The following is a 10,317-nucleotide window of genomic DNA, read 5'->3' as shown; positions in this document are numbered from 1 at the left end:
TCTTCTCGAAGCGGACGACCTCTTCCAGGGTCGTGCGCATGGCGGCGACGCGATCCCGGCCGAGGTGCTGTGCCCACCGCCGCTCGATGTCCCCGAGGATTCGGGCGGCGGCGACCCGTGCCTTGATCCCCCGTTCGGTCAGTCGGATGATCTTGGCACGGTGGTCGTCCGGATCGGCCGTCCTCTCGACGTAGCCGTGCCGCTCGAGCTCGGTGACCACCTCGCCGAGCGCCTGCTTGGAGAGCCCTGAGCGTTCGGCGAGCACGGTCAGCCGCGAGCCCTCGGCGTCGATGAACCGGAAAACGGCGCCGTGGCTGTAACGGATCCCTTCGAATCCCTCCTCTTCGAGCCGGCGATGCAGCACGGCGAGCGTGACGTCCTTGGCCTGCGTGAACAAGGCGGGAAGCGGGATCTTGTTCACACCTTCGCCGCCCTGCGTTCCGGCGCGCGTCGTCATCCCCGGCACCCCATTCCGTCGTGATTCGTCAGGCGACTTGACAATACCGCGCGGCCAAATAGTAAGGTCGCCTTACTACCTACGGCCGCTCCGGCCGGTCGAGTGCCGATACCGGCAACCCGGAGGAAACGATCATGAGCAGTGTGCGCCCACACGTCGTTCAGCCTTCCGACGTCGGCCCGATCGAGGTCGAGGCCCTGGCCAAGCGGGTGAGAGGCCCCGTGCTCACACCCGAGGACGAGGGCTACGACACCGAACGGGCCGGGTACCAGCTCGCTCGTCAGCATCGGCCCGACCTCGTGGTGGGCGCGACCGGAACGGCGGACGTGCGGGCCGCGGTGGAGTTCGCGCGAGGCCACGCGCTCCCGGTCGCCGTGCAGGGCACCGGACATGCGTCAGCCGGCATCGCCGGTGAGGGCGGAGTGCTGATCAACACCACTCGGATGAGGGGTGTCCGGGTGGACCCCGAGGCGAGGACGGCCTGGGTGGCCGCCGGAACCCGCTGGGACGAAGTGATCCACGAGGCCGCGCCCGCTGGGCTGGCGCCGCTGTCCGGCTCCTATCCGGGCCTCGCCGTGGTCTCCTACACCCTGGCCGGAGGACTCGGCCTGCTCTCCCGGCGCTACGGCTACGCCGCCGATCACGTGCGCAGCATCGACGTCGTGACGGCGGACGGCCGGCTGCGGCATGTCACCGAGAAGTCCTGCCCGGACCTGTTCTGGGCACTACGCGGCGGCCGGGACAACTTCGGGGTGGTGACCGGCATCGAGGTCGGCCTCGTGCCGATCACCACCCTCTACGGCGGATCCCTGCAGTTCCCCGGCGAACTGGCTGCCGAGGTGTTCGACACCTACCTGCGCTGGACGGCCACCGTGCCCGATGAGATGAGCTCATCGATCATGCAGATGTCCTACCCGGACGTCCCCGCGTTCCCCGAGGCCTTACGAGGCCGGCAGGCCGTCCATGTCCGCATCGCCTACGCCGCGGACGTGCTCGACGCCGCCGAGGACCTGGTCGAGCCGTTGCGGGCACTCGGCCCCATGAACGACACCCTCGGCGTGCTGCCCTACACGGAATCCGGGTACATCTACGCCGATCCGCCCTTTCCCGGATTCATCGAGGCCGGTACCGCCCTGCTCGGCGAGCTCGACACCACGGCCGTACGCACCATCCTCGACCTGGCCCCACCCAACGCGCCGCTGCCGCACATCGTCGAACTGCGTCACCTCGGCGGACGGCTCGCCCACCCCCCGGCCATCGCCAACGCCGTGGGCAACCGGGACGCGCGCTACCTGTTCAACGTGATCTCCCGGCTGGAACGCGCCGACATCACCGACATTCGGCCGGCACACCAACGCATGCTCGAAGCGCTCGTCCCGTGGAGCACCGGCGGCCGTCTCCTGAACTTCATGAACGGCGAGGACGCCGCCAAGGAGGTGCGATCCGCGTACGAACCCAGGGACTACCAGCGCCTCACCGAGATCAAGGCCGTCTACGATCCCGACAACACTTTCCGGCTCAATCACAACATCCCACCCGCCGGCGCCGTACACCCACATCAGCCTGAACGTCATCGCTGATCGGCAACGGCCGACACGACCGGCAGTCCCTCGGCGGGGACACCCGGTCGCTGCAGGGGCGACCGGGGGCGCGGATGGGAGGTCCGTGACTGAAATGTTCACCTCCCCGCGCTGACGGTCCGGTCCGGACCCGGCATACTCCTGCTCGTGCACCGCCGTTTCGCGTTCCTCGACCACCCCGGGCCGCTCGCCTTCGCGCACCGCGGCGGAGCGGCCGAGGGCCGCGAGAACACCATGGCCGCCTTCTCCAGGGCCGTCGAGCTCGGCTACTCCTACCTGGAGACCGACGCCCACGCGACCGCCGACGGCGTCCTGCTGGCCTTCCACGACCACACGCTCGACCGGGTGACCGACCGCTCCGGCCGCATCGCGGACCTGCCGTACCGGGAGGTCGCCAAGGCGCGGATCGGCGGCCGCGACGAGATCCCGCTGATCGAGGACCTCCTCGGCACCTGGCCGGACGTCCGGTTCAACATCGACGTCAAGGAGGCCGCGGCGATCCTGCCGCTGGCCCGGGCCATCCGCCGCACCGGCGCCCACGACCGGGTGTGCCTCACGTCGTTCTCCGACCTTCGCCTCGCGCAGGCGCGCCGGGCCGTGGGCCGCGAGGTGTGCTCCTCGCTCGGCCCGCGCGGCATCGCCGCCCTCCGCACCGCCGCCGCGAGCGGCGGGTACGGCCGCCTCCTCGCCGGCCTCGCCCGCGCCGGCGTGCCGTGCGCCCAGGTGCCGATCGGCTTCCGCGGCCTGCGGGTGACCACCCGCTCGCTCGTTCGCACGGCCCACGCGATCGGCATGCAGGTGCACGTGTGGACCGTGGACGACCCCGTCACCATGGCCTACCTGCTCGACCTCGGCGTCGACGGGATCATGACGGACAACATCAGCGGCCTGCGCGACGTGCTGGAGTCGCGTGGCCAGTGGCACCCCCGCACGACCGCCCCGTAGGCGAGGAGAGAGCATGACCGTCCCCCAGGTCGTCGACGAGGCCGCGCCCGCCGCCCGGCGGCGCGAGCAGCGCGGCTGGTACTGGTACGACTGGGCCGACTCGGCCTTCCAGACGACGGTCCTGACCGTCTTCCTGGGGCCGTACCTGACCTCGGTCGCGACCACGGCCGCCGGCGGCGAGGGCGGCTTCGTGTCGTTCCTCGGGCTCGACCTGCGGCCGAAGGCGTACTTCACGGCCCTCGTGACGATCTCGGTGCTGCTGCAGATCGTGATCATGCCGGTCGTGGGCGCGCTGGCCGACCACACGGGCCGCAAGAAGCAGATCCTGGCGTTCCTCGCCTACCTGGGCGCGGCGGCGACGCTCGGGTTCTACTTCGTCTCCGGGGGCGGCTACGCGCTCGGCGGCGCGCTGTTCCTGCTCGCCAACGTGGTGTACGGCTCGGCCCGCGTGGTGTACGACTCGTTCCTCCCCCAGATCTCGGGGGTGGAGGAGCGCGACGCGATCTCCAGCAGGGGCTGGGGCTTCGGCTACCTCGGCGGCGGTCTCCTGCTCGCGGTGAACCTCGTGCTGTACCTGTCCGGGGCCGTCGAGACGGGCCTGGCCGTACGGGTCAGCCTGGCCTCGGCCGGCATGTGGTGGGCCGCCTTCACGGTCATCCCGATGCTGCGGCTGCGCAACCGGCCGGTCGCCACCCACGACGCGACCGCGGGCCGGGCCGTCACCGGCAGCTTCCGCCAGCTCGGACGGACCATCGCCGACCTGCGCGGCTACCCCCGCACGCTGCTGTTCCTCGCCGCGTACCTGATCTACAACGACGGCGTCCAGACGGTGATCGGCTTCTCCGCGACGTACGCCGACCAGGAACTGGGGCTGGGCAAGACCACCCAGATCAGCTCGATCCTCATGGTGCAGTTCGTGGCGTTCGGCGGCGCGCTCGCCCTCGGACGCCTCGCCATGGTCATCGGGATGAAGCGGACGGTGCTCGCCAGCCTCGTGGTGTGGACGGCCGTGGTCGCCGTCGCGTACTTCCTCCAGGAGGGCGCGGCCGTCCAGTTCTACGCCATCGCGTTCCTCATCGCGATCGTGCTGGGCGGCACCCAGGCGCTGTCGCGGGCGCTGTACTCGCTGGTCATCCCGCCGGGCCGGGAGGCGGAGTACTTCAGCCTCTACCAGATCAGCGACAAGGGCTCGGCGTTCCTGGGCTCCCTCACGCTCACCCTGGCGCTCCAGATCACCGACAGCTACCGCAGCGCGATCGTCTCGCTGATCGTGTTCTTCGTGGTCGGCTTCGTGCTGCTCATGACCGTGAATCTTCCGCGGGCCGTTCGCGAGGCGGGGAACGAGGTGCCGCAGCACATCTGAGACCACAGGGACGGAAAAAGCGCGATTGGATCAGGTCTCAGCTGGGAATCCACACACGGTATCAGGCGTTGTACGCGGTGGCGAACGAACCCCTCTAAGGCGGGGACCTCAGGAGGCTTGAAACATGGGCGAGCGTGCACTTCGCGGTACCCGGCTCGGCGCGACCAGCTACGAGAACGACCGCAACACCGACCTGGCGCCGCGCCAGGAGGTGTCCTACACGTGCCCGAAGGGCCATCTCACCACCGTGCCCCTCGCCGTCGAGGCCGAGATCCCCACGACGTGGGAGTGCCGCAGCTGCGGCAGCCCGGCCCTGCGGGTGGACGCGGAGCAGCCGCAGCAGAAGAAGGCGAAGCCCCCGCGGACGCACTGGGACATGCTCCTGGAGCGGCGCTCCATCGAGGACCTCGAGGAGGTCCTCAACGAGCGCCTCGCCATCCTGCGGGAGCAGCGGCGCAAGAGCGCGTAGGACGCCCGGCGACAGCCGGATCGGCGCCCTCGGCGGCATGCCCGCCGGGGGCGCCGTCCTGTCTCCGGCCGTCCGCCCCTCCTGACCAGCGGGACCAACGGGATGTGGGAGACTGCTGGGACGAAGGGGACGAGCGGGTGACACCCGTCTCGATACAGCAGCGGGAGCGCCATGGCCGGGGTCGCGTCGCCGGCCGCCGTTCCTCTCGTGGTGCTGGCCGCCGCCGTGCTGCACGCCGCCTGGAACGGGCTGGCCCACGAGGTGCCGGACAAGCTGGCCGGCTTCGCGCTGATCAGCCTCGCCCAGGCCGGGTGCGCCGCCGTTCTCGTGTGCCTCACCCCGATGCCGGCTCCAGCGGCGTGGCCGTTCATCGCGGTCTCGGCCGCGCTGGAGACGGCCTACCAGTTCCTGCTGCTGCGGGCCTACCAGCTGGGCGACTTCGGGCAGATGTACCCGATCGCGCGAGGCACGTCGCCGCTGCTGGTGGCCCTGGCGTCGACGACCGTGCTCGGCCGGTCGCTGCCTCCCGAGGACGTCGCGGGCATCGTGGTGATCTCGTGCGGCCTGGCCGGCCTGGCCCTGGCGGACGGCCTGCCCGGACGGGCCCAGCTGCCGGCGCTCGCGGCGGCCGCCGGGACCGGGGTGCTCATCGCGGCCTACACGATCGTCGACGGCACGGGCGTGCGGCAGTCGGGGACCGTCGCCGGGTACGTGGCCTGGCTCTTCGCCCTCCAGGGGCCGATCCTCCCGCTCGTCGCGTGGGCGCGGCACGGCCGCTCCCTCATCCGCCGGCTGCGCCCCGTGGCCGGACGCGGCCTGACCGGAGGGGTGCTGTCCCTGCTGGCGTACGGGCTGGTGGTGTGGGCGCAGGCGCACGGCGACCTGGCCACGGTCGCGGCCCTGCGCGAGACGAGCATCGTCATCGCGGCCGTGATCGGCGCGCTGGTGCTCCGCGAGCCGTTCGGCGGCCGGCGGGTCGCGGCGGGCGTCACCGTCGTCGCCGGCATCGCGGTCCTGGAACTCGTCCACCCCTGAGCGGCCGCCGCCCCCGGGTACGGCGGCGCCAGCCCGACGGGCCCTAGGTCGTTCGTCCCAGAGCTGGCGGGGCTTTTGGCTGATGCAGGTGCAGCTGATGCTTCTTAGGGTCTAGCCATGGCTTTCAGCACTGTTGAGGAAACGTATCTGGCCTGTCAGCAACGTGGTCGGCTGGCAACTGTCGCGCCCGACGGCACCCCCCAGAACAAACCCGTCGGGTTCCACCACAACGCCGATCTCGGCACGATCGACATCTTCGGCTTCGGAATGGAGTCGTCGGCGAAGTTCCGCAACATCAAGGTCCGCCCGGATGTGTCTTTCGTGGTCGACGACGTGGCGGGTGAAGGGGCGTCCGGTGTGCGCTTCCTGGAGATCCGGGGACGGGCGCAGGCGGCGTCGCCGGCCATACCACCGGACGAGCACGTGAGCGCAAGCTTCATCCGTATCCACCCGCGCCGGATCGTCGCCTACAACATCGACCCGGACCGGCCGGGTCTTCACGTCCGGGACATCGCGCTTGAGGAGGCCGGTCAGTGACGGTGGAGAGCGCGGTCGTCTTGGGGCCTGGTGGCCCGGTCGGTACGGCGTGGCTGGCCGGGCTGGCGGCGGGTCTGGGCCGCGAGGGGGTGGACCTGGGCGCAGCCGATCTGATCGTGGGTACGTCGGCGGGCGCCATCGTGGGGGCGATTCTGGCTTGTGGAGGGGACCTCGACCGGCTCGCCGTGCTGCCTGCGCCGACCGATCCCGAGGGCGGCGTACGGACTGATCCGGACAGACTCGCGGAAGTGTTCGCGACGCTCGGCGATACGGGGCTTGAACGGACCGAGGCTCTGCGCCGGGTCGGTCAGCTCGCCGCCACCGCCTCGACCGGCGGCGAGGAGACGGCCATCGCCCGGATGCGGTCACTGATCGGCCAAGGGCAATGGCCGGAAACGCCGCTGCTGATCCCGTCGGTGGACGCCGAGACCGGCGAGGCGGTGATCTGGGACCGGCATGGCGCCGCATCGCTGCCTGAGGCCGTGGCCGCCAGCACTGCCTTCCCCGCGACCGCGCCGCCGATCACCATTGGGGGTCGTCGTTACATCGACGGTGCTCTCAGGGCCGGGATCAACGTCGATCTGGCGGGTGACGCGCATGTGTTGATCGTCGCTGAGCCGATGGCACATTTGTCTGGTACGAACGGTATTGCGGCAGGTGAGGGGGTGGTCATACGGCTGGTTCCTGACGCCGAGGCGATCGAGGCGTTCGGTCCGGACATCACCGACCGGGCCACCTGGGCACCCGCATATCAGGCCGGCCTCAGGCAGGCTTCCGACGCCGCCGAGCGCATCAGGGCGAGCTCCGTGATCATGTGATGGGGTCAAAGATCACGGGAGACGGCCCTCGCGGTCCTCGGCATCGGGAGTCTCCCGGGCCGCCGGGCGGACGACGGCCAGGGGGCAGGTCGCGTGGTGCAGGAGCGGCTGGGTGACCGCGCCGAGGACCAGCCCGGCGAAGGCCCCGTGCCCCCGCGAGCCGACGACGAGCAGGTCGGCGCCCTCCGACGCCCGCAGCAGCGCGTCCACGGGGTGCCCGCGGACGACCTCCTCGGTCACCGCCACGTCCGGATGCCGGGCCCGCGGCCCCGCCAGCGCCTCCCGCAGCAGCCGCGCCTCCCCCTCCTCGTCGCGGGGCCCGGACGGCAGCGGACCCTCGAACGGGCTCCACGCGTGGACGGCCCGCAGGGGCGCGTGCCGGAGGGCTGCCTCGGCGAACGCGAACTCCAGCGACCGGCCGCCGGCGGGTGATCCGTCGACCCCGGCCACGACCTCCCCGCCATGCTCGCCGGGCGCCGTCCGGACGACCACGACGTCGCAGGGCGCGTGGCCCGCCACACCGTGCGCGACGGAGCCGACCAGCAGACCGCGGAAGCCACCGAGCCCGTGGTTGCCGACCACCAGCAGCGCGGCCCCTGCGGCCTCGGCGATCAGCGCGGAGCGGGGGTCGCCGGGCAGGATCGCCGTCGCCGTCTCCACGTGCGGCGCCTCGGCCTCCGCCCGCTCGGCCGCGCCCGCGAGCACCTGCTCCGCCCCCGACCGCATCCACTCCGCCACCTCGGCGTACGGGCCCTTGCCCGCCGTCCGGCAGGCCCAGTCCGGTATGGCGTGCACGATCCGGAGCGGCGCGTGCTGCAGCGCCGCCTCCCGCGCGGCCCAAACGGCGGCCTCCACCCCGGCGCGCGAGCCGTCGACCCCGACCACGATCATGGCGTCCCCCTTCGCCCCCTGCCCCTCCCATCCCCCGTCCGACGTACGGCTGACCGCGTGTGACGTGCACTGGAGTCCCGGGGCCCCGCGCAACCACGGCGAGTCACGGCGAGTCACGGCGGCTGAGCGCAAACGCCCCGGCCGATTCCCGCCAGCCGGGCGGGCGCGGCGCGAGCAGGATGACGGGCATGGAGTTCGAGATCAGGGCCATCGAGCCCGCCGTACTGGACCAGCTGAGGAAGACGGACGACGCCGGGCGCGAGCCCCGGGTGATCGCGGACGAGGAGGGCGGCGCACCGTTGCGGTGCTGCCTGCGCCGCTCGGCTCCCGGAGAGACGATCATGCTGGTGTCGTACGCGCCGCTGCGGCGCTGGGCGGCCGAGACGGGCGCCGATCCCGGCCCGTACGAGGAGCTGGGACCGGTGTTCGTGCACGCCGAGCCGTGTGAGGGGCCCGAGCCCGGATACCCGGAGTCGATGGGCGGCCCGCACCGCGTGATGCGCGCCTACCGGCCGGACGGCTCGATCCTGGACGGGCACCTGCTCGACGGCGGCCGCTCGGCCGACGCGTCCGCCGCGTCCGCGCTGCTCGGCGAGCTGTTCGACGACCCGGGCGTGGCGGTGGTGCACATGCGGGCCGTCGAGTTCGGCTGCTTCATGTTCGAGGCGCGCCGCGCCTGACCCCGGCGCGGCCCCCGGCCCACTGTGCACACCCGCGGCCCACCCGCCGTACCCCCCGAAGCGCGCGGAAAGCGGTGGTCAGGAGGCGGCGGGCAGACGTAGCACGAAGCGGGCTCCTCCCCCGGGCCGGTCCTCCGCGCGGACGTCGCCGTGATGGGCCTCGGCGATGGCCCGGGTGATGCCGAGCCCGAGCCCGGCCCCCATCCCGTCGCGGCGGCGGCTGTCCTCCAGCCGGATGAAGCGGTCGAAGATCCGCTGCCGGTCGGCCTCGGGCACGCCCTCGCCGTCGTCGTCGACGACGAGCAGCGCCGTGCGTCCCCGCCGGGCCACCTCGACCTCCACGTGGGCGCGCGCGTGCCGCTCGGCGTTGTCGAGCAGGTTGGTCATCGCCTGGCGCACCTGCTCGGGAACGGCCCGCACCACCACCCGGTCGGCGACCCGGATGGTGACCGGATGGAGACGCTCCCGCCCGTCGATCTCGCTCTTGACCAGGTCGGCGAGGTCGACGCGGACGCGCTCCCTGTCGGTGCACGCCTGGAGGCGGGCCAGCATGAGCATGCTCGCGACCACGGCCTCGGCCCGGTCGATGCTGGGCAGCGCGCGCTCGACCAGTTGCCGGACGTCGGTGTCCTCGTGGTGCAGGGCCGCCTCCTCCAGCTCGGCCCGCAGGGCGGTGAGCGGGCTGCGGATCTCGTGGGACAGGTCGGAGGCGAACCATCCCAGCCGCCGGCACAGCTCGATGGTGGCGTTGATGCTCTCCACCAGCCGGGCGGTGTCGGGTCCGAGCGGCCCCGGCGGCACCGGCGTGGGAAGCTGCCCCTCGGCGGTCGCCGCCAGGTGCCTGCTGATCGCGGCCATCTCCTGCCGGGTCCGCCGTTCGCGGACCGTGCCGCCGATCGCGTACCCGACCAGCGCCTGCATCGCGGGGACGCAGGCCGCGAGGACGAGCCGCACGGCGAACGCCCGTCCCGTGCCCCTCCCCGTCCTCGGCGACGTCTCCGCCCCGGTCTCCGCGGCCTCACCAGCTCCTCCGGCGACGGCGCCGCCCGTCAGGTGGCGGCCCGGGAACGCCCGGCGCCGCCCCACCCCTCTCCGGCGCACACGCTCCCGCGCACGATCGTCACGGCTCATGGCCACGTCCCCCACACCTCATCCGCACCAGGCCGCCCGTGCTTGTGGCCGGCAGCCGCCGCGAATGCCCCCGTTGCCTGTCGTGTTCCCTCTTCCTTATACGTACGGCGGCCGCATGGGGTTGCCGGTGCCGGGACTTTGCCCCCCGCACAGGTGCCGCGGCCCGGGTCTCGCCGACGGCCGCGTCAAGAGGGCCGGCCGGCCTTGACGACGGCGACGGGGACGGACGACCGCGCCAGGAGGGCCTGGCCGACCGAGCCGAGCAGCCGCGCCCGCACCCCGCCTGTGCCCGTCGAGCCCACCACCAGCAGCCCGGCCTCGCCCGTCGCCGTCAGCAGCGCCGCGAGCGGCCGTCCCGGCACCACCCGCGTCTCCACAGGCGGGCCGCCACGCCCGCGCCAGGGTCGCACC

Annotated in this window: 12 protein-coding genes; 8 read left to right on the top strand and 4 right to left on the bottom strand. The window is 72.5% G+C overall.

Going from position 1 to position 10,317, the window contains the following annotated elements; genetic code table 11:
- Nucleotides 1–457 (bottom strand): MarR family winged helix-turn-helix transcriptional regulator (locus MPTA5024_RS01375; protein ID WP_084369359.1); only part of this gene is annotated, 457 nt, incomplete at its 3' end.
- A 134-nt stretch (nucleotides 458–591) separates the two neighbouring features.
- Between MPTA5024_RS01375 and MPTA5024_RS01370 the strand changes: the two genes are divergently transcribed.
- From MPTA5024_RS01370 to MPTA5024_RS01340, 7 genes are all read left to right on the top strand, one after another.
- Nucleotides 592–2,037, top strand: a complete 1,446-nt coding sequence (locus tag MPTA5024_RS01370; protein ID WP_051457583.1) for an FAD-binding oxidoreductase — start codon at nucleotides 592–594, stop codon at nucleotides 2,035–2,037.
- A 147-nt stretch (nucleotides 2,038–2,184) separates the two neighbouring features.
- Complete coding sequence (locus tag MPTA5024_RS01365) at nucleotides 2,185–2,982, top strand: glycerophosphodiester phosphodiesterase (RefSeq protein WP_051457582.1); 798 nt, start codon at nucleotides 2,185–2,187, stop codon at nucleotides 2,980–2,982.
- Between the two features lie 13 nt (nucleotides 2,983–2,995).
- Nucleotides 2,996–4,345 (top strand): MFS transporter, encoded by a 1,350-nt coding sequence (locus tag MPTA5024_RS01360; RefSeq protein WP_036318899.1) that lies wholly within the window; start codon nucleotides 2,996–2,998, stop codon nucleotides 4,343–4,345.
- Nucleotides 4,346–4,469: 124 nt separating this feature from the next.
- The gene (locus MPTA5024_RS01355; RefSeq protein WP_036318896.1) at nucleotides 4,470–4,814 is read left to right on the top strand and encodes an RNA polymerase-binding protein RbpA; all 345 of its coding nucleotides are present in this window, start codon (nucleotides 4,470–4,472) and stop codon (nucleotides 4,812–4,814) included.
- 171 nt (nucleotides 4,815–4,985) lie between these two features.
- Nucleotides 4,986–5,849, top strand: coding sequence for an EamA family transporter (locus MPTA5024_RS01350; RefSeq protein ID WP_036318894.1), 864 nt, complete (start codon nucleotides 4,986–4,988; stop codon nucleotides 5,847–5,849).
- 117 nt (nucleotides 5,850–5,966) lie between these two features.
- Nucleotides 5,967–6,386 carry a PPOX class F420-dependent oxidoreductase gene (locus tag MPTA5024_RS01345; protein WP_036318891.1) on the top strand — a complete coding sequence of 140 codons (420 nt, stop codon included), beginning with the start codon at nucleotides 5,967–5,969 and terminating at the stop codon, nucleotides 6,384–6,386.
- Entirely contained in the window at nucleotides 6,383–7,204 is an 822-nt protein-coding gene (locus tag MPTA5024_RS01340) for a patatin-like phospholipase family protein (protein ID WP_051457581.1), read from the top strand. Before MPTA5024_RS01345 ends, MPTA5024_RS01340 begins: the two co-directional genes overlap by 4 nt.
- A gap of 12 nt (nucleotides 7,205–7,216) precedes the next feature.
- Here the strand turns inward: MPTA5024_RS01340 and MPTA5024_RS01335 are convergent, their stop codons facing one another.
- Nucleotides 7,217–8,095: a universal stress protein gene (locus MPTA5024_RS01335; protein WP_051457580.1), complete on the bottom strand. Its 879-nt coding sequence runs from the start codon at nucleotides 8,093–8,095 to the stop codon at nucleotides 7,217–7,219.
- Between the two features lie 188 nt (nucleotides 8,096–8,283).
- Between MPTA5024_RS01335 and MPTA5024_RS01330 the strand changes: the two genes are divergently transcribed.
- Nucleotides 8,284–8,775, top strand: coding sequence for a DUF1203 domain-containing protein (locus MPTA5024_RS01330; RefSeq protein ID WP_198166901.1), 492 nt, complete (start codon nucleotides 8,284–8,286; stop codon nucleotides 8,773–8,775).
- Nucleotides 8,776–8,853: 78 nt separating this feature from the next.
- On the opposite strand, the gene MPTA5024_RS01325 is transcribed toward MPTA5024_RS01330, so the two are convergent.
- Nucleotides 8,854–9,906 carry a sensor histidine kinase gene (locus MPTA5024_RS01325; protein ID WP_157099242.1) on the bottom strand — a complete coding sequence of 351 codons (1,053 nt, stop codon included), beginning with the start codon at nucleotides 9,904–9,906 and terminating at the stop codon, nucleotides 8,854–8,856.
- Between the two features lie 185 nt (nucleotides 9,907–10,091).
- Nucleotides 10,092–10,317: universal stress protein (locus MPTA5024_RS01320; RefSeq protein ID WP_198166900.1), on the bottom strand; the 226-nt coding region annotated here is incomplete at its 5' end.

Source organism: Microbispora sp. ATCC PTA-5024, from assembly GCF_000511135.2.
Lineage (GTDB): Bacteria > Actinomycetota > Actinomycetes > Streptosporangiales > Streptosporangiaceae > Microbispora > Microbispora corallina.
The sequence above is the reverse complement of the archived record's forward strand: the minus strand, read 5'-3'. Positions and strand labels throughout refer to the sequence as shown.

Bases quoted from the DNA above. Each gene is read 5' to 3' on its own strand.
- MPTA5024_RS01370 (WP_051457583.1), top strand. From the start codon at position 592: ATGAGCAGTGTGCGCCCACACGTCGTTCAGCCTTCCGACGTCGGCCCG.
- MPTA5024_RS01360 (WP_036318899.1), top strand. From the start codon at position 2,996: ATGACCGTCCCCCAGGTCGTCGACGAGGCCGCGCCCGCCGCCCGGCGG.
- MPTA5024_RS01355 (WP_036318896.1), top strand. From the start codon at position 4,470: ATGGGCGAGCGTGCACTTCGCGGTACCCGGCTCGGCGCGACCAGCTAC.
- MPTA5024_RS01350 (WP_036318894.1), top strand. From the start codon at position 4,986: ATGGCCGGGGTCGCGTCGCCGGCCGCCGTTCCTCTCGTGGTGCTGGCC.
- MPTA5024_RS01345 (WP_036318891.1), top strand. From the start codon at position 5,967: ATGGCTTTCAGCACTGTTGAGGAAACGTATCTGGCCTGTCAGCAACGT.
- MPTA5024_RS01335 (WP_051457580.1), bottom strand. From the start codon at position 8,095: ATGATCGTGGTCGGGGTCGACGGCTCGCGCGCCGGGGTGGAGGCCGCC.
- MPTA5024_RS01330 (WP_198166901.1), top strand. From the start codon at position 8,284: ATGGAGTTCGAGATCAGGGCCATCGAGCCCGCCGTACTGGACCAGCTG.
- MPTA5024_RS01325 (WP_157099242.1), bottom strand. From the start codon at position 9,906: ATGAGCCGTGACGATCGTGCGCGGGAGCGTGTGCGCCGGAGAGGGGTG.